Origin of the sequence: Micromonospora sp. NPDC007208, from assembly GCF_042869175.1 — a bacterium.
Classification (GTDB): Bacteria; Actinomycetota; Actinomycetes; order Mycobacteriales; family Micromonosporaceae; genus Micromonospora; species Micromonospora foliorum.
In genome coordinates, this window is sequence record NZ_JBIAFG010000004.1 from 317,163 (window position 1) to 335,195 (window position 18,033).

The 18,033-nt window shown below is 67.2% G+C and carries 20 protein-coding genes; 10 read left to right on the plus strand and 10 right to left on the minus strand.

From position 1 onward, the window contains the following. Window positions 1-86 precede the first annotated feature (86 nt). Entirely contained in the window at window positions 87-1,019 is a 933-nt protein-coding gene (locus tag ACFYL6_RS10690) for an NmrA/HSCARG family protein (protein ID WP_387170015.1), read from the plus strand. 27 nt (window positions 1,020-1,046) lie between these two features. Here the strand turns inward: ACFYL6_RS10690 and ACFYL6_RS10695 are convergent, their stop codons facing one another. Beyond that, on the minus strand, window positions 1,047-1,502 hold the full coding sequence (locus ACFYL6_RS10695; protein ID WP_387170017.1) for a DUF3592 domain-containing protein: 456 nt from the start codon (window positions 1,500-1,502) through the stop codon (window positions 1,047-1,049). Window positions 1,503-1,719: 217 nt separating this feature from the next. On the opposite strand from ACFYL6_RS10695, the gene ACFYL6_RS10700 reads away from it, so the two are divergent. After that, window positions 1,720-2,109 carry a hypothetical protein gene (locus ACFYL6_RS10700; RefSeq protein WP_387170019.1) on the plus strand — a complete coding sequence of 130 codons (390 nt, stop codon included), beginning with the start codon at window positions 1,720-1,722 and terminating at the stop codon, window positions 2,107-2,109. Between the two features lie 65 nt (window positions 2,110-2,174). Here ACFYL6_RS10700 and ACFYL6_RS10705 read toward each other — a convergent pair whose 3' ends face one another. After that, window positions 2,175-3,089, minus strand: a complete 915-nt coding sequence (locus tag ACFYL6_RS10705) for an SDR family NAD(P)-dependent oxidoreductase (RefSeq protein ID WP_387170021.1) — start codon at window positions 3,087-3,089, stop codon at window positions 2,175-2,177. A 99-nt stretch (window positions 3,090-3,188) separates the two neighbouring features. On the opposite strand from ACFYL6_RS10705, the gene ACFYL6_RS10710 reads away from it, so the two are divergent. From ACFYL6_RS10710 to ACFYL6_RS10735, 6 genes are all read left to right on the plus strand, one after another. After that, the gene (locus tag ACFYL6_RS10710; protein WP_387170023.1) at window positions 3,189-3,854 is read left to right on the plus strand and encodes a TetR/AcrR family transcriptional regulator; all 666 of its coding nucleotides are present in this window, start codon (window positions 3,189-3,191) and stop codon (window positions 3,852-3,854) included. 127 nt (window positions 3,855-3,981) lie between these two features. Next, window positions 3,982-4,359: a DUF2089 domain-containing protein gene (locus ACFYL6_RS10715; protein ID WP_387170025.1), complete on the plus strand. Its 378-nt coding sequence runs from the start codon at window positions 3,982-3,984 to the stop codon at window positions 4,357-4,359. Next, window positions 4,359-4,616: a hypothetical protein gene (locus ACFYL6_RS10720; protein ID WP_387170027.1), complete on the plus strand. Its 258-nt coding sequence runs from the start codon at window positions 4,359-4,361 to the stop codon at window positions 4,614-4,616. The genes ACFYL6_RS10715 and ACFYL6_RS10720 overlap by 1 nt, the downstream gene beginning before the upstream one ends. An 11-nt stretch (window positions 4,617-4,627) precedes the next feature. Then, window positions 4,628-5,050, plus strand: a complete 423-nt coding sequence (locus ACFYL6_RS10725) for a hypothetical protein (protein ID WP_112698352.1) — start codon at window positions 4,628-4,630, stop codon at window positions 5,048-5,050. A 278-nt stretch (window positions 5,051-5,328) separates the two neighbouring features. After that, a complete protein-coding gene (locus ACFYL6_RS10730; RefSeq protein WP_387170029.1) occupies window positions 5,329-6,402 on the plus strand; it encodes a glycoside hydrolase family 43 protein in 1,074 nt (357 codons plus the stop codon). 95 nt (window positions 6,403-6,497) lie between these two features. Further along, window positions 6,498-7,175, plus strand: coding sequence for a hypothetical protein (locus ACFYL6_RS10735; protein WP_387170031.1), 678 nt, complete (start codon window positions 6,498-6,500; stop codon window positions 7,173-7,175). A gap of 42 nt (window positions 7,176-7,217) precedes the next feature. Here the strand turns inward: ACFYL6_RS10735 and ACFYL6_RS10740 are convergent, their stop codons facing one another. Beyond that, window positions 7,218-7,886: a class I SAM-dependent methyltransferase gene (locus ACFYL6_RS10740; protein ID WP_387170033.1), complete on the minus strand. Its 669-nt coding sequence runs from the start codon at window positions 7,884-7,886 to the stop codon at window positions 7,218-7,220. A 61-nt stretch (window positions 7,887-7,947) separates the two neighbouring features. On the opposite strand from ACFYL6_RS10740, the gene ACFYL6_RS10745 reads away from it, so the two are divergent. Together ACFYL6_RS10745 and ACFYL6_RS10750 are read left to right on the plus strand one after the other, a co-directional pair. Continuing rightward, complete coding sequence (locus tag ACFYL6_RS10745; RefSeq protein WP_387170035.1) at window positions 7,948-8,586, plus strand: TetR/AcrR family transcriptional regulator; 639 nt, start codon at window positions 7,948-7,950, stop codon at window positions 8,584-8,586. A gap of 244 nt (window positions 8,587-8,830) precedes the next feature. Continuing rightward, a complete protein-coding gene (locus ACFYL6_RS10750; protein ID WP_387170037.1) occupies window positions 8,831-9,460 on the plus strand; it encodes a VOC family protein in 630 nt (209 codons plus the stop codon). Between the two features lie 15 nt (window positions 9,461-9,475). Here ACFYL6_RS10750 and ACFYL6_RS10755 read toward each other — a convergent pair whose 3' ends face one another. From ACFYL6_RS10755 to ACFYL6_RS10785, 7 genes are all read right to left on the minus strand, one after another. Next, entirely contained in the window at window positions 9,476-10,723 is a 1,248-nt protein-coding gene (locus ACFYL6_RS10755; protein WP_387170039.1) for a helix-turn-helix domain-containing protein, read from the minus strand. After that, entirely contained in the window at window positions 10,710-10,871 is a 162-nt protein-coding gene (locus tag ACFYL6_RS10760) for a hypothetical protein (RefSeq protein ID WP_387170041.1), read from the minus strand. Before ACFYL6_RS10760 ends, ACFYL6_RS10755 begins: the two co-directional genes overlap by 14 nt. A gap of 129 nt (window positions 10,872-11,000) precedes the next feature. Continuing rightward, the gene (locus tag ACFYL6_RS10765; protein ID WP_387170402.1) at window positions 11,001-12,191 is read right to left on the minus strand and encodes a helix-turn-helix domain-containing protein; all 1,191 of its coding nucleotides are present in this window, start codon (window positions 12,189-12,191) and stop codon (window positions 11,001-11,003) included. Window positions 12,192-12,293: 102 nt separating this feature from the next. Continuing rightward, on the minus strand, window positions 12,294-12,872 hold the full coding sequence (locus tag ACFYL6_RS10770) for a hypothetical protein (RefSeq protein ID WP_387170043.1): 579 nt from the start codon (window positions 12,870-12,872) through the stop codon (window positions 12,294-12,296). Between the two features lie 250 nt (window positions 12,873-13,122). After that, window positions 13,123-13,284 carry a hypothetical protein gene (locus ACFYL6_RS10775; RefSeq protein ID WP_387170045.1) on the minus strand — a complete coding sequence of 54 codons (162 nt, stop codon included), beginning with the start codon at window positions 13,282-13,284 and terminating at the stop codon, window positions 13,123-13,125. 118 nt (window positions 13,285-13,402) lie between these two features. Then, window positions 13,403-14,593, minus strand: a complete 1,191-nt coding sequence (locus ACFYL6_RS10780) for a helix-turn-helix domain-containing protein (protein ID WP_387170404.1) — start codon at window positions 14,591-14,593, stop codon at window positions 13,403-13,405. 351 nt (window positions 14,594-14,944) lie between these two features. Continuing rightward, window positions 14,945-17,725, minus strand: coding sequence for a tetratricopeptide repeat protein (locus ACFYL6_RS10785; RefSeq protein WP_387170047.1), 2,781 nt, complete (start codon window positions 17,723-17,725; stop codon window positions 14,945-14,947). Window positions 17,726-18,033 lie beyond the last annotated feature (308 nt).

Here is an 18,033-nt window from a genome sequence, read left to right on the forward strand (position 1 = left end):
CTAAGTGGCGGGGTCCGCCGTATCTTAGCGAAGAAGAAACGGCGGGCCCCGCCGTTTAGCGTTGCCCCGCGACAGGAGACCCCCTCATGCCCACCGACTCCGCACCCGTCCTGGTCACCGGCGCCACCGGAAGGCAGGGCGGCGCCACTGCCCGCGCGCTGCTCGCGGCCGGCGTACCCGTGCGGGCACTGGTCCGCGACCCCGCGACCGACCGCGCGCGGGCGGTCCAGGCCCTCGGGGCCGAGCTGGTCACCGGCGACCTCGACGATCGCGACTCGCTGGTTCGGGCCGCGCACGGAGCACGGGCCGTCTTCTCGGTGCAGATGCCCGCGATGGACGGCAACACCATCAACTTCGCGGGCGAGCTGACCCAGGGCGTCAACCTGATCGAAAGCGCGCTGGCCGCGAAGGTGCCGCAGTTCGTGCACACGTCCGTCAGCGGCGCCGGCCAGCACACCGAGGCGCCCGGCTGGGCCGAGGGCCGCTGGGCGACCATGGAGCCCTACTACACCACCAAGGCCGGCATCCAGGATCGGGTACGAGAGGCCGGCTTCGCGCACTGGACGCTCCTCAAGCCGGGCTTCTTCATGGACAACTTCCTGCCCTCGATGGCCTACCTGCTCCCCCGGGGCGTCGCCGGCGGCCTGGCGACGGTGATCAAGCCACAGACCTCGCTCTCCCTCGTCGCGGTCGACGACATCGGCCGCGCGGCCGCCGCGGCCATCGCCGAACCCGATCGGTTCCACGGAGTCGAGCTGGAGCTGGCGAGCGACTACCTGACGATGACGGAGATCGCGAAGGCGCTCTCCGACGCCCTGGGCACCGAGCTGACCGCGCCGGACATGACCGAGGAGGAGGCGGTCGCCGCAGGCATGCCGGAGTGGGCCGGCATCTCCCACGAGCAGATGAACGTGGTCGGGCAACCCGCCCGCCCGGAGTACGCGCGAGCCCTCGGCATTCCCCTCACGAGTTTCGCAGCCTGGGCGCGTCACCACCTGCCCGAGCCGTCGCAGCCGTAAGGACCCACGACGGCGCAGCTGCGGAGATCAGCCCCGTCGGCGGCGCCGTTTGAGCAGCTCACGGATGACGACCCGGAGCCCGCCGAGAGTGAGCGCCGTCCCGGCGCCCGCCGGCAGAAACTCCAGGCCGCCTCGGGTCACCCACAGCCGGCCCTCCAGCGGGGCATCCGGCGAGTAGATGACCTTGACCGTGTCGCCGTCGCGGTCGAGGGAGCCGCTGGGGGTGACCTTGAAGGTGCTGGTGACCTGCCGCCCATCGGCGATGGCGTACTGGAACTCGTACCACGTTCCCTTGCGCTTCTCGCGCTGGGCCGATGGGTGTGAGCCGGTCAGCGTGCCCGTCGTGGTCACTTCCTGCGGGGAGCCTCGGTCGTCCCAGATGAAGGTGACGCCGAGACCGGCCGCCAGGATTCCGACGATGACGATCGTCAGTGCGGCCCGGAGCGTCGAGACACCTGAGGTGTCCCCGCGGAAGTCAGACATGGCCGAGAGGGTAGTCACGCGTCGCAAGACCATCTCCAGGGCGCAACGCCACAGTGGAGGCCGGCGCCGACACGCCAGATCGACTCGGGGTTCGTGAAGTCGGGGTGTCCCCGGAGCCGGGACACCCCGACTTCCGTGAACGCGAGTGGATCGTCGGGTCGTGCGGCCTGTGCCGCTGCAACCCCGGAGGTTGTCCGCCGGTGGCACCATCGTTTCGGTGAACGTTCGTCGTTTGGCGGCCGTCGACATGTACGGCAGCCGAGGAACGACCCGCCGGCGGCGGATCATCCTGGCCGAGTTCCTCGTCGGCGTGGTTGCCATGGTGACGTGGGGCATCTGGTTGCTGTCGTCATCGAGTGGCCTCGGCAGCCGGGCGTTCGGCCTGTGGCTGATCGGCGCCGGTCTCAACTACGCACCGCTGTCCGTGTACGCGATCGCGCTGATGCGGCGCGGTGCGCTCGACGCCGAACTGGCTGGCGTCGACACCAACCGGGAACTGCGCCGCTACACCGTGCTCCAGCTGTGGGTCTTCGTGCCGCTCTCGCTCGTCGTCTTCACCATCCGCGACACACTGGCCCGGCGGAGGGCAGGGACGACAACTCCGTGACCGCCTGACCGCCGCCGGGCCGCCGGTGATCACCAGCCGTTACCGGCGCCTGCCCTTTGGTGCGGTCACGCCGCGACGACCGCCTGGCCCAGCGGGAACCGCACACCGGTGAGGTCTTCCGAGACGGCCCAGAGGCGTTGTTGCACGCTCACGTCGTAGGACTCGGGGCTGGAGGTGACAAGCCTCGGATAGCCGCGCGCCTCGCCGAGGCCGTCGGGGCCGTAGTACTGCCCGCCGAGGACGGACGGGTCGGTGGCGGCCCGGAGGGTGGGCAGCGCGCCCGCCGTCGCGGGCTGGGTGATCACCGGGGCGAGCCAGGTGAGCGGCCGGCGGACGACGGCCGGGGAGTTGCGGGCGAGTTCGGTGTTGGAGATGCCGGGGTGTGCGGCCAGCGCGGCGGTGGTGCCGTGCTCGGCGAGCCGGCGTTGCAGCTCGTAGGTGAACATCAGGTTGGCGAGCTTCGACTGGCCGTAGGCGGCCACCCGGCTGTAGGAACGGTCCCACTGGAGGTCGTCGAAGTGGATGGCGGCGCGGATGCGGTGGCCGACGCTGCTGACGGTGACCACCCGGGAGCCCGGCACGGGCAGCATCAGGTCGAGCAGCAGGCCGGTGAGCGCGAAGTGGCCCAGGTGGTTGGTGCCGAACTGCATCTCGAAGCCGTCGCGGGTGGTCTGCTTCGGGGTGTACATCACGCCGGCGTTGTTGATCAGCAGATCGATCCGCGGGTGGCCGGCGCGCAGGCCGGCCGCGGCGGCGCGTACCGATTCCAGCGAGGTCAGGTCCAGTTCCCGTACGGAGACGTCGCCGTTGATCCGGGCGGCGGCCAGTTTGCCCTTCTCCGTGTCGCGTACGGCCAGCACCACCGACGCCCCGCGCTCGGCGAGCCGCCGGGCGGTCTCGAAGCCCAGCCCGGTGTTGGCGCCGGTGACCACTGCCACCCGGCCGTCCTGGCGCGGGATCTGCTGCTCGGTCCACTTCATCTCGGGCTCCTTAGGTACCGCCGGTAACTTATACCCGAACGGTAATGTACCGACGGTACGCTGTCAAGGGACCGCCGGTACCTAAGCTAGTGTGGGCTCATGACGTTCCAGCGGGCGCGCAGCGAGGAGCAGCGTGAGGTCCGGCGTCGGGCGATCCTGGAGACGACCTCGGCGATGCTCGACGAGATGCCGGTGGCCGAGGTGACCCTGAACGAGCTGAGCCGGCGGGTCGGCCTGGCCAAGACTGCGGTGCTGCGCTATTTCGAGTCCCGCGAGGCGGCGCTGCTCGACCTGCTGGACGACCGGACGACGACCTGGCTGGCCGAGCTGGACCAGGAACTGGCCCACGGCGTCGACCTGAACCGACCCGCGATGGAACGGGCGGAGCAGACAGCCGACGTGCTCAGCCGGTCGCTCGCCGCCCAGACGGTGCTCTGCGATCTGTTCGGCGCGCAGGGCGGGGTGCTCGAACACAACGTGTCGGTCGAGGTGGTCCGCCGGCACAAGCGGGCCGCGCTGGGCAACCTCGCGGTGATGGCCGGCCTCGTCCGGCGACACCTGCCCGAGATCGGCGACAACGCCGAGCTGTTCTGCCTGCACGCCCTGATCATGGGTGGCGCGCTGTCCGCGTACACCTCTCCACCACCGAGCCTGCTCGCCGTCTACGAGTCCGAACCGGCGCTCGCGGTCCACCACGTCGACCTGCGGACAGCCCTGCGGCTCGCCATCATCACGTCGCTCGTGGGCATCCTGCCGCGCTCCTGAGCCTGCTCGGCCGGCAACCGCCGCAGGCCTCCCTCCGGCCAACCACCTCCACCGCCGCGAGCTTCATCTTAAGAAAATTAAGGTCAACCTCTTGGAAGTTGAAGTTTTCTGAGTTACAAATTCAGGTATGACAGAGCAGGCGATGGACTGGCAGGAACTCACCAGCCTGACGCGAGGGCAGCCGTTCGTCGTCGAGCGGGTGCGCCTGGCGAGCAACGGCGTCGCGATCGAGGGCGAGTTCGAGCCACCGCAACTGGCTCAGCTCAACGTCGATGATCAGGTTTTCGTCACGGCGTTCGTGCGCTGCCACGGTTCGATCAAGGAGATGGAACGGATCTTCGGGGTGAGCTACCCGACGATCAAGTCGCGCCTCAACCGGATCACCCAGATGCTCGACTTCGTCGAGACCGACCCGGCGCCCTCGCGCGCCGACATCATCGACCGGTTGCGCCGCGGTGAGATCACCGCACAGCAGGCGTTGGCCGAGTTGGACGGCCGGACGTGATGCCGCAGTTGGTGACCGTCAAGGTCAACCGTCCGGACCGCCGGCCCATCCGCGTCTGGGTTCCGGTGCTTCCCGTGGCGCTCGTGCTCTTCCCGGTCGTGGTCCTGGTCGTGCTGGCGGCGATCGTGGCCTGCGTCGTGTTCCGCATCGGTGTGGTGCGGGCACTCGGCGCCGCCTGGCGTGTCATCTCCGCGCTGCGCGGCGCCCGCTTCGACATCGAGCAGGGCCGCACGGCCGTGTTCGTGGCTATCCGATAGGAGAGGTTCGAATGACCGAACAACGCAAGGACATCCTCGACATGCTGGCCGCCGGCAAGATCACGGCCGAGGAGGCGGAGCAACTCATCGCCGCACTCGAACGGGACCACGCCCCGGCGACGGCGAGTCACGACGCCCGACCGAAGGGCAAGGTGAAGTACCTGCGGGTGGTGGTGGACGCCACCGACAACGGCGAGCCGTCACGGGTCAACGTGCGGGTGCCACTGCAACTGCTGCGGGCTGGTGTACGGCTGGCGGCGCTGGTCCCGCCGCAGGCCCTGGTCAAGGCCAATGCCTCACTCAGCGACTCGGGCGTGCCGATCGACCTGACGCAGCTCAAGCCCGAGCAGTTGGAGGCGCTCGTGGAGCACCTCGACGAGGTGACCGTGGAGGTGGATTCGCCCGATGCCACCGTGCGGGTCTTCTGCGAGTAGGCGCCGTCTGATGGGACGGGCCCTCGAGAGGGTGCTGGAACACCCTCCCGAGGCTGCGCCCGCCGCAGCAGAGCACAGGTGAACTGCCAACCTGAAGTTTAGCCACTCACCAGCAAACCAGCGGAGGGACCACTCGGACGGGTGGTCCCTCCGCGCCGTCCTGCCGCTGGTCGCATTCCGGACGCCCTCTTCTGGATGTCGGACAGCGCGACGCCCTCCCGCCTAATCTATGGATGTCAATGCTGGCGATCAGCGCAGTCCGAGGAAAGGGCCCGATCGTGAACGTCGGTAACCGAACCCTCCCGCGATTTCTCTCCGCCCTGCTGGCCGCCGTGCTCGCCACCGGCCTGTCCGCCGCCGGTGCCGGACCGGCGACCGCCGGGCAAACCAGCCTGCGGGCTGCCGACCCGAGCGTGATCCGCGTCGGCGGTACCTACATCTCCGTCCAGTCGCTCAACGGCGGGATCGCCGTGCGGCAGGCAGCGTCGCCTGACGCGCTGGCCGCCGCACCCGCGCGCCAGGTGTGGACGGACACCCGCGATCTCGGTGAGGTCTGGGCCCCGGAGATCATCACCGATGGCGGCCGGTACTACATCTACTTCTCGGCCGGGCGGGGTGCCGCCCACCGCATGTACGCGATCCACTCGGCGTCGCCGGCCAGCGGCTACACGACCGAGCGGCAGCTCGCGCTGCCCGACGGCAAATGGGCTATCGACGGCAGCCTGTTCACCTTCAACGGGCAGCGGTGGTTCGTCTGGTCGGGATGGGCCGGCGACACCAACGTCGAGCAGAACATCTACCTCAGCCGCATGAGCGACCCGCTCACCCCGACTGGCAACCGGTACGTCATCTCCCAACCACGGGAGAGCTGGGAGCGCGTCGTCGGCAACCCGTACATCAACGAGTCCCCGGAGGCGATCAGGGACCCCAGCGGGCAGCTCCACATCGTCTACTCCGCCAACGGCAGCTGGAGTGACCAGTACTGCCTGGCCGACCTGCGACTGCGCGCCGGCGGCGACCCGACGTACGTGTGGGACTGGTACAAGTCGAACGGCTGCCTGTTCGGGTCGAACCGGGCCACCATGATGGCCGGGTGGGATCCCACCCTGCACGTCAACGGGCCCGGCCACCACAGCTTCGTGCTGCTCAACGGCGACATTGCCACGAGCCCGCCCGCCGGGCCGCGGTTCCCGTTGATGTTCCACGCCGTACCCAAGGGCACCGCGTACTCCTGGGCGAACCGGTACTGGTACACCGGCACCTTCTGCTGGTGGGGCAACACCACCTACCGCCGCGCCAACGTGCCTGGCCCGACGACCGACACCGGGTTCAGCATCAAGTTCTTCGAGTGATCGCTACCGCCGGTACCATCGTCGAGACCCAGCGGACGTGACCCGAGCACTCACGGGCGCTCCCGTGGGGCCGACAGTAGGACGATGGGGGCGGCGTGACCGGTTCGCAGCGGAAAGCACGACTCCTGGCCGTGATCGTCGGCGCCCTGTGCGGCCTCACCGCGTGCACAGGCGAGCCCGACCCGCCACCGGCGGCAACGACGCCGACGCCGTCCGCGTCGACGGCAGCCAGCCCGACCTGGCCGCCACCGCCCCCGACGATGGGAACTTACGAGGAGGCGTGCGGCGGCTCCACCTACAACCCGCGAGCGGTACGTCCCTACAACCCGGACGGCCCTGCCTACGCCGGAGGTCCCATCCACCTGGCGGAATTCTTCGTGATGCACCCGTATGACTCCCGGGAGCAGGAGTACGAGCTGCCTGCCGAGTGGCAGTCGCAGCTGCATCCGGGCTTGTACCCGGAGCAGCACACGCAGCTCGTCGTATGCGAATACTTCGACGACGACTATCCGAGCAAGAAGGTCGAAACATGTACCTACGACACCGGCACCGGCGAGAAGACGACCGCCGTGCTGCGGTCGGCGCGCTTCATCTACCGGGTGTTCGAGGCCAAGACCGGTAAGCAGGTCAGCAGCTTCACGTTGAGGGGCAGTGTGAACTCCTGTCCGGCAGTCGTCTACACGGTGACGGGCGGGACCTACTACCAGCTCGTGCTCAACGAGGAAATCACTGCCAAGCTCCGCCCCCTCGTCATGGCCCGCAGACCGGGCTAGTCGGCTCCTGTGGAGCTTGGGGAAACCCGCGACCAAAGATTGCTAGGCGTCGCGGCGTAGCGTGAACCAGAAGGTCGGCACCGAGTTGGTGCCCGGCGTGACGTCGATCAGCGCCCAGCCGGGGAACCTGGCGCGAAGTTCGTCCGCGGTGACGCCCGCCGCCCACGACGCGATCTCGGTGCTCGGATTGTCGACCGGTTCGGGGCCGTACCCGAACATCAGCAACCGTGCTCCGGGAGCGGCGCGTTGGGTGAGCCCGGCGGCGTAGGCGTCGCGGCGGTGTAGCGGGACCCCGCAGTAGCAGCTCAGGTCGAAGAACAGATCGAAGGGGCCGGGCACGTCCAGCTCGTCGAGGCGGGTGGCGTCTCCCTGCAGCAGTCGTACCGTCACTTCCGCCGCCGCGGCCTTCTCCCTGGCCTGGTCGACGGCGCTGTCGATCAGGTCGACGGCGGCCACCTCCCAGCCGTGCCGTGCCAGGTAAATGGCGTTGGTCCCCGTGCCGCAGCCGAGTTCGAGGGCCCGACCGGGCGGCAGCGCGCTGTGCCCCTCCACCAGGTCGACCAGCTCGGGCGGCGTCACGCCGGTGTCCCACGGCGGCTTGCCGGCGCGGTAGTAGCTCTCCAGCGCACGGTGGACGGACTCCTCCTCCGGGTCTCGCTGCGTCGAGGTCAGGTCCGGTCGTGGCTTCTGGGTGGCGTTGGGCTGGTCCATCGTCTCCTCCAACAAGTTAGAGTCGAACTCTAGTGACATGCTCTAAAGTTAGACTCGCAATATGGACAAGGTCAAGCGGCCGGACAAGCGAGCCGAGCGTTCACGCCGCACCCGCGAAAAGGTCATCGAGGCGGCTCGCGAGCTGTTCGTCGCACAGGGTTACGGAGCGACGAGCCTGCAGGAGGTCGCGGACCGTGCGGGCGTGGCCGTCCAGACGGTCTACTTCGTCTTCCGCAACAAGCGCACGCTGTTCAAGGACGTCGTCGACGCGTCCATCGCCGGGGACACGGAGCCGGTCGCCACCATGGATCGTGAGTGGTTTCGGGCCGCGTGCGCCGAGCCCACCGCGGCCGGGCAGTTGCGCGCGCACGTCCACGGCACCGGCAAGGTCCTGGGCCGGGTCGCCCCGATCATGCCGCTGATCGAGGCTGCCGCAGCCACCGACCCGGAGATCGCCGCACAGTGGCCGGACGGCCCCGACCCGCGCTACACCGTGCAGTACGCAGCGGCCGAAGCCCTGGTCGGCAAGCCCGACATCCGTCCCAGCCTCTCCGTCGAGATGGCGGCGGACCTGCTGTTCGGCCTGCTCAGCCCGCAGCTCTACCTGATCTTCGTCCGCGACCGCGACTGGTCACCGGACACGTGGGAAGAGTGGGCCCGCACCGCCTTGACCTCCCAACTCTGCGCCAACCCCGACTGAGCGGACGGATGTCACGATCGTCCACCAGTCCGGCACGGTGATCGTGGGCGGGAGTCGGCGTTTGCCCGCTCCCGCCCGTTCAGCCCTTCGCCTGGCTGCGACGGACCCGCCGACGGGGGGTGTCGTCGCCGCCGGCAAGCCGGGTGAAGGTGAGCCTGTTCGCCAGCGCCACACCGATGATCGATACTCAGCTGGCAACCGCCGAGTCGGAGGCCGTCGTTCCGCCGATGTTAGGTTCGGTGACATGACTGGGCAGATCACGGCCGCGCAGTTCCACGCGGCCGACGGTGTCGAGGACTGGCGCTGCCTCTACCATCTGGTCTCGGCCTACTTCCCGACCGGCTCGCTGTCCAAGGGCATCGCCCTCGTCGATGAGATTGGCCGGCTAGCCGACGAGGCCCAGCAGCAGTACCTCATCGTCGATCTGCGCGGCACCGGCGTCACGGTGAGCCTCGGTCGGCGCGACATCTCGTTGGCCCGGCGCATCTCGGCCGCCGCCAAGGAGCTGGGCCTCCCCGCCGACCCGACCGCCGTACAACTCATCAACGTCACCCTTGACGCACTCGCCGGCGCGGACGTGCTGCCGTTCTGGCAGGCGCTGCTCGGCTATCGGCAGAGCGGCGACGACTACCTGTTCGACCCGTCGCGCCGCGGCCCGGGCTTCGGTTTGCAACCGTCGGACGAGGCGCGCCCACAGCGCAACCGCATGCACCTCGACATCGCTGTCCCGCACGATCAGGCAGAGGCTCGCATCGCCGCCGCCCTGGCCGCCGGCGGCAACCTGGTCTCCGACGCGCACGCACCCATGTGGTGGGTCCTGGCCGACGCCGAGGGCAACGAGGCGTGCGTCGCCACTTGGGTCGGCCGCGCATAGCAGGACGGCGAGCTTTCACCTCGTGAGCCCGACCAGCGTCGCCAGTCGCGCCACGCCGGCCGGCGCCGGCTGCGCGCGGGCAACATCGGCGATCACGGTACGCGCCAGAGGCCGACACCGAACCTCGGCCGGCGCGACACTGTCCGCGTCCACCAGGGCCCGTGCCGCCCCGCGCAGGTCACCCATTTGCAGGTACGCCCGCGCGACGTCCACCAGGTACGCGCCCCGATACTCGGCCGGCAACCGCCGCCATGCCTCCCGCCGAACCACGGTCCCGTGCCTTTGGAGCGCCTCGACGGCTTGACCCCGTTGCGCGGCCACCACCACCCGCGCGACGTCGACGGCGATCGGCCCGAAGCTGGTCCGGTGCACATCGTCGTACCCCCTGAGCCCGGCGGCGACCCCCGCGGCCCGGTCGATCAGCTCGTCGGCGCGGCGGCTCTCGCCGCAGCCGCCGGCGGCCAGGGCAGCCTGGAGCAGCAACGTTCCACCCACGGCCCACTCCCCCGCTGACCGCTGCGGCGCGACCCTGCCCCCGCCCCGGTGATCATGAGGTTGACGGTCGGTTTGATCTTCGGAAGGCCCGTCAACTTCATGATCACGGGAGTGCGCTGGGGTGGGGGTGATGCGGTTCGCTGCGGTTACGGCCGCTGTTAGGGCTAGGCGGTCGCGGTTGGAGGCGCGAAGTGCCTGGGCTACCGAGATGGCCGCCGTTGCCGCCAGGATCGGATCGTCGCCGGCGGCGGACATCGCCCGGTCGGCAGCCAGCCAGGCGAGTTCGGCCTCGCCGAGCTTAACCAGCAGCGACGAGGTGATCCGGTACGCCTGCACCAGCAAGTCTGGTGTCCGCACGCCCTGAGCGGCGTCGAGCAGACCCGGCAGGACTCGCACCAACTGCCCGTAGTGCGCGTGCTGGTAGCTCAACCAGGCGTACCCGACCTGCCTTCTCACCTCTTCCGTCGTCTGTTGTGGGGCATGCGGAGTTTCGTAGCGGGCGAGCGCGGCCCGGATGTCGTCCACCCCGTCCGGAGTGCCGGCAGGCGTTGGCCGCTGCTGGCCAAGCAGCACCTCCGGGTCGACGCGCAGGACGTGGGCCAACTCCTGGATCACCGAGTACCGGTCCAGGGCGCGCACGCCGCGCTCCACCTTGTCCACCCAACTCTTCGACCTCCGCAACCGGTCGGCGAGCATCTGCTGCGTCATCGACCGCCGCACCCGCCAGCGAGCCACCCGCCGACCGATCGGGACGTCATCGTTGGTCACGCCGCCACCGCCGGTCCGGGACCGCACGGGTCGTTTCCTCCACGGGTACGCGCTCCGCCTCAGCCTGCGCCAGGAGGCGCTGCTTGGCAGCCTCCCGTTCGGCCGCCTCACCCTTGTTCTCCGGAGCGTTGTCGTCTCGACCGCTCATCCCCGCCTCCTCCGGTAGAGGCCCAGCGGTGATGCTCGGGATTCGATCACCGCCGCACCAGGCCACGGGACGTGCTTGCGTCCCAAACCGGACAGTAGGGCGAACTGGTGATGTGCTGATTACTGGCAGTTATGCGGCCAGGTTGATGCCGATGCGGCTGGCGAGTAGACGCAGTTCGTCGGGAATGGCTCGGCGCTGGGCGCGCTGCGCCAGTGTCGCCACGGCATCACGGGCGAGGGGGTTGATGGCGAACGGGATCGGTGCTGCCCGCTCGGCCTGCACGAATGCAGTAAGGGCCTCATCGTCTCGACGACCGCCGTCCGCCAGGGCACGACCGAGGTCGAGCCAGTAGGACTGCTGGCGGATAGACGCCGCAAGCACCTGCGGACGGACCGTCCTGGACAGTTCGATAACCCGGCCGGATTCGCCCTGCTCGGCGGCGATGGACATCTCCCACAGGCCGACATTTGTTGGTCCGAACCCGCAGCCGTTGAAACCGGCCCCGTCGACAGGATCCCCGAGCGTTGCGGCCTCGCGCGCTGCCTCGGCAAGGTGATCGCGAGCTACGTCCAAACGACCGCTCACCGTCGACGTCAGCGCTGCCGACAGGTGGAGCTGTCCGAGCATCTGTCGCACCCGCTCGTCGGCGGCGTCAGCTTGCAGCTCGGTTAGTGACCGGCCGGCGGCACGGGCCGCGACCGGTGCGGATTCGATCGGAAGGCTCTGCGCGTAGGCGAAGCGGGAGGCCGCGATCCAGGCCGGGTCCTCGGTATCTTCGGCGACCGCCCCAGCGAGCCGGGCGGCGTTGAGGGCCAGGTGACGGTAGCCGAGGTTACGCAGGCAGGTGGCGGCTTGGCAGGCGACCTGAACGAGCACTGTGCCACCTACGGCGGCGGCTTCAAGCAGGAGGGCGGGCAGCATACGGGCCATCGCCGGGTAGCTGCACGAGGTGCGAAGCTGCTCAGCGCGAGCGATCTCTCGCGCCAGATGGTCCTTTGTGTAAGTCGACGGGCGGCGCTCGCCGTCCTCGATCTCAATGAGGGCCGACCAGATCGCAGGCACGCACTCGGCGGCGCTCTCACGAGCCGGGTCGCCGGACTCGGTGCCCTGGCCGAGCAGGTCGGCCACCGTCACCTGGAGCGCGGCAGCGAGAGCGACCAGAGTGGACCGACGGTCGATGGTCTTCCGACCCGACTCGACCTGCGAGATGTAGGACTGGGTGACACCGGCGAGCCCGGCGAGGACGGCCTGGGTCATGCCGCCCCGGCGCATCCGCCAGTAACGGATCCTGGCACCGATGGTGTCCGGCTTCGTCACCATGCCTTCGCCAACCCCCAGGTAGAGGACCAGGACAGCGGCCAAACCCTGCTGCACCCGCACGTTGGACGGTACACCGAGAGTGCGTACAAGTGACGGCGGCCACTACAGATATTGGCTTGGTTCGGTTTGACCCTCGTTATTTATCGAAGATCCCGCATCATCCCTCCCGAGCGAAGGAAGTTCAATCTTATGAGAGGGGGACCCTTCGAACCACGCCTCCTGCCGCTCGTTGCCATATATCGATTCATACTGCACATGAATCCTGATCCGCTGGGTCACCGCCGCCCAAAATTCGGCATCTCTTGCTGGTTCGTAGTCCTCTACCGCAAGGATCATCAGTTTCTGGCCGACCGGGATGGGCTTACCTGCGCGAAGGGTTGAGAAGTTTGGCCAGGCCGCGAAGGTGCCGCGCAGTGGATCAACAACCTGCTTCTCCCACGGCCCGACTTCATCGCCGTCGAGATATAGCGTAGTTACCCGAATGATAGCCGGGCCAAGGCCGGCGTTCCGGATTCGAATGCCTGCCAGGCCGCTATTCAACCGGAGGCAGTCCAGGCTCAACAATGGACGAACCGATTGGAAGTTGTGCCTTCGGCTTGCTCTTGCCTCTGTAATCGAAACCACAAGTGAAGCGACGGCGATCACAGTTGCGCAGATGGCAGTAACCGAATTCGCGTCCACAGCTCTCCTCGTCCAACGGTGAGTCGGGCATGCCATCGATCAGGAGGCACCGTCCTCCAAGCTACGTCGCTCGGGCAACCGGAAACGGTCGCGTTGTCAGCTCGCGGTCGACCAGCCACCGGTCCAAAGTCCGGTGCGGCATGCAATACCCTTCACACGATTCGACCTTGACGTCACAACTCCACGATCGCCGCAGTCTCCGATCGACCGCCGCTCCCGCCAGCGCGCCACCCGACGGCCGATCCGCACGTCATCGCTGGTCACGCCGCCACCGCCGGTCCCGAACCGCACGGGTTGGGTCGTCCACGGGTACGCGCTCCGCCTCAGCCTGCGCCAGAAGGCGCTGCTTGGCAGCCTCCCGCTCGGCCGCCTCACCCTTGGTCTCCGGAGCGTTGTCGTCCTGACCGCCCATCCCCGCCTCCTCAGGCGGAGGTCCAGCTGCTCAGGATCGACCGTTGCCGCGTGGACCATCAGAACGCGTTCACGTTCGGACAGTGGGACGGGGATAGCGATTTCGTGATTACCGGCAGTTATGCAGCCAGGTTGACGCCGATGCGGCCGGCGAGCAGGCGCAGCTCGTCGGGGATGGCTCGGCGCTGGGCACGCTGCGCCAGGGTCACCACGGCGTCGCGGGCGAGCGGATTGATGGCGAACGGAATCGGTGCTGCCCGTTCGGCCTGCACGAATGCGGCGAGGGCTTCGGCATCCCGACGACCGCCATCGGCCAAGGCTCGCCCAATATCGAGCCAGTAAGACAGTTGGCGGTTCGATGCCTTGAGCACCTGCGGCCGTATCGTCCGAGACAGTTCGATCACCTTGCCAGACTCGCCCTGTTCTGCCGCGATGGACATTTTCCAGAGCCCGACGTTGGTCGGCCCGAAGCAGCAACCGTTGAAACCACCACCGTCGGCCGGATCACCCAAACTCGCCGCCTCACGTGTGGCCTCCGCAAGGTGGTCGCGGGCAACATTCGGACGAGCGTCCACGGTCGAGGCCAGCGCAGCCATAAGGTGAAGTTGACCAAGCATTTGCCGCACCCGGACGTCGGCGGCATCCCCCTGAAGCTCCACCAGCGAGCGGTCAGCGGCCCTGGCGGCCAAGCGGGCGGACTCGATCGGCAGGCTCTGCGCGTAGACGAACCGCGACGCGCCGATCCACGCGCAATCTTCAACGTCCTCGGCAGCCGATACGGATATTCGAGCGGCGTTGAGGGCAAGGTGGCGGTAGCCGAGATGACGGAGGCAGGTGGAGGCTAGGTAAGCGACCTGAGCGAGCGAGGCCCCGCCCACGGCAGCGGCTTCGAGCAGCAGGCTCGGGAGCATGCGCGCCATGGCCGGGTAGTTGCACGAATTGCGGAGCTGATCGGCGCGGGCGATCTCGGCCGCCAGGCGTTCCGTGGTGTATGCCGACGGGCGCCGCTCGCCGTCCTCGATCTCGATCAGGGCCGACCAGATCGCCGGTACACACTCTGCGGCGCTCTCACGGGCCGGATCGCCGGACTCCGTGCCCTGGCCGAGCAGGTCTGCCACCGTGACCTGGAGGGCCGCAGCGAGAGCCACCAGAGTGGAGCGACGGTCGATGGTCTTCCGACCCGACTCGACCTGCGACACGTACGACTGAGTGACACCAGCAAGCCCAGCGAGGACGGCTTGAGTCATCCCGCCACGGCGCATCCGCCAGTACCGGATCCTGGTACCGACGGTGTCCGGCTTGTTCGCCATGCCTTCGCCCACCCTGAGGTAGAGGACTGAGATAGCGGCAAGCACCTCTATCCCTGCGATCGAACGGTACACCTGCAGAACATCGTTGCGGTGACACTAGAGGTCCAGTACCGCTGCGCCGCACAGCCGGCATGGACCGTATCTACGATGCTGAGACATAGTCACTTAGTTAGTCACCCAGGTACGACAAGCGGCCGATCGATCTTCCGAGATGGCGCCTCACCTGCGTCGGGACGGCCGGCTTCGAGCCGACGGCCCCTTGACCCCAGGACGATTCGCTAAGCGTCCGCGCACGTCAAACCCGCTGTGCGTACACAATCTCACGGCCGCCTCGTGCGGGTCTGTGCACGATTACTCGTGGCGTTCGGTTCCCAAGTGGTCCCCACTCTCAGCCTGTCGATCTTCGGAAGAGGACATGCCCTTAGAACGGGCATCGAGTCGGAGGATCGCGGCAAGATGACCTGCCTCGGCCGCGCGGCGGTACCATTCCTCTCCCTCGTCGACGCGATCTTGCATTTCGAGGAGCGCCCCCATGCGGAAGAGCGCCTCCACATCACCCGCGCCAGCGGCACGCCGATACCAATGCTCGGCCTCATCGTCACGATCCTCATCTTCGAACAGCATCCCGAGGTTGAGCATAGAACCGACGTCACCTGCTTTTGCAGCCTCGCGGTATTCCTGCTCTGCCTCCTCGGTTCGACCCAACCCTTCGACCAACATAGCCAGGTTAAACATCGCGTTAGTTAGCCCGGCTCTGGCGGCCTGCCGGAACCACTGCTCAGCTTCTTCGTCGCGATCCTGATCCTGCAACAACACCCCGAGGTTGGACATCGCACCTGCATGGCCGTGCTCGGCTGCACGCCGATACCACTGCTCGGCCTCGTCTGGGCGATCTTGCTGTTCTAAAAGCCCTCCGAGATTGTTTATAGCGTCGAGATGGGCGGCTGCGGCGGCGCGTCGGTAACATTGCTCAGCTTCGTCGCCGCAATCCTGCCCCGCCAGCAGCACCCCGAGCCTGAATGTTGCCTCCGTATGTCCAGCGTCAGCCGCGCGACGCAGCCAATCACTCGCGTCCGCCACCTGCTCCTGCCTTAGCAGCATCGCCCCAAGGTTGAACATGGCCCCGGAACTTCCAGCCTCGGCTCCCCGCTGCCACCACGTCTTCGCGTCCTCGACATCGTTGCGTTGGAACATCAGCGTTCCAAGAGCCTTCATTGCCTCGACGCTCACCTCGGCCATCCGCTCGTACCAGTGCCAGGAGTCCACTTCGGTCGCGCGCGCACTTTGCTTCCGACTGCGGTCGTTCGGTGGCTTCAACGGCACCTCGGCTGCACGCCGATACCACTCCTCAGCCCCCGCAATATCGTTGTGTTCATACAGAAATACGGCAAGGTTGAACATCGCGCTGGCATCGCCCGCCTCCGCGCCAGTGCGGTACCAGCGCGCAGCTTCCTCAACACGGCCCTCGTTCGCCAACAGCACCCCAAGGTCGAACATGGCACTCGTATGGCCCGCGTCGATCGCATGACGCCACCACTGCTCCGCTTCTTCGACACGCCCCTGTTCTTCCAAAAGCACACCGACATTCATCGTCGCACCAATATGACCCTGCGAGGCCGCACGCCGATGCCACTGCTCAGCATCAGTCAGGCGTCCTGCCTCGCGAAGCACCACGCCAAGGTTGAACATCGCGACGGTATGGCCTGCGGCGGCTGCCTTGCGCCACCACCGCTCGGCATCTTCCGGACGATTTAGCTCATCCATCAGGACGCCAAGGTTGTAGAGGGCGCTCTTCTCACCGGCGTCTCCTGCTCGACGCAGCCACTGCTCAGCATCCTCGGTTCGGCCAAGATTTGCCAGCATGATTCCGAGATTGCTCATCGCCTCGGCATGTCCCGCATCAGCAGCGCGTCGGTACGACTGCTCCGCTTCTACTTGCCGATCCAAGTCTTCCAGCAAAACGCCGAGGTTGTAGTCGGCGTTAGGGTGACCAGCATCCGCAGCACGACGGAAAGCGGTGACTGCAATATCCGTCCGCGAAGCGGAGTATGCCGCGATGGCCACGGAAAAGGCGGCATCAGAGTCCGCTAAAGTTAGGACAGTTCGCCATATTTCTGGATCGATCTCCCCAGCTAGCGGCCCTGCGCCGACCTGCGCTTGGTCGACCAAGTAGTCAGAGGCCAGGTAACTATTCCCAGCGTGGGGCACAAGACAGGAACTCGCACCTAGGACGGGCTGGGACGCCCAGCCGAGCCCTTCCGCCAACGTCGGCAGATCGGCACGTAAGCGACGCGCCTCGGACACGTAACTGCGGAACAATGCCGACAGATTTTCAACGGATATCGGTCGATGATAGCCCGCCCGGCGGCAGTCAACCGCCGCACATATCACGGCCTGGCCCACATCGAATAGGGGTCCGTCTCCCACAGTCCACCGGCGCATCATTTGTGGCCCAGCCGCTAGGTATTCCGCGAAGCCTGAAGACGCCCTCAGAGCCTCGGCAACCCTTTGATCCGACGTCGTCGAGTCAATTCGGCCCTTTTCAGCGGCGGTCAGGTACTTGCCGACCGCAACCCGCCGGCGACCTTGTAGATGAAACACTAAACGCGCTCCGCCTGGGTCCAGCCCGGTGGACGTCAACTCTCCATGGCTATGCGTTGCCGCTCCCTGCTCTAGGCGAGCTAACTCCTCGTCGCGAATAGTCGCTAACACCACAACGTCATGGTTCCCGGCAGGACATAGCCGCTGAAGTAATCCCTCATCCAAGCCTCCTGGAACGAGATACCTTTCCAGGTCGTCAAGCCAAATCACCGCGTTTCGAAGTTCGTAACCGGCGTCGAGCAACTGACGCAATGCCCTCGGATGAGTAGGGTCAATTAGTTGGTATGCCGGACGCAATCGCCGGATCGCTTCGAAAGCGCTACGCGTCTTGCCTGATGCCGCAGGCCCATGCAGAAGCACAAGTCCGCCTTCGGCGATTGCCCACTCTAAGTCGCCGTCGCTGACCCGATCCACGTAGGCCGGTAGATCCCGGCCATCGTCCGCCACGGTGCCGATCGCTGGTTTGACGCCGAGCCTGAGGGGGTCGAGCTGCCCTACAAGGGGCAGAGCGGCATCGTGCAGATGTAGCACTAATCCCATTAGATCAACGTCTTGCCCGCGCGGCGCCGGAGCCGCTGCCGCGGACCGTCTCACCCGCGAGACCACCATGCCCGCGAAGCCAAGCGTCGCGAATAGCCCGCTGAGGATGCTTGACCACTGGTCGGCCTTCGAGCGACCCTCGCGCACGAGGAAGAAGACGAGAGCTGCTAGTCCCACGACGACCAGCAGCTCAGGGGCCCGTTGCATCCCTTTACGCCGAAACACAGCCCAGCATCCTCCTCCGAGGGACGGTCCCATCCCGCTCCTCATCGTGTCACCAAGGTGTCACATGGCTCGCT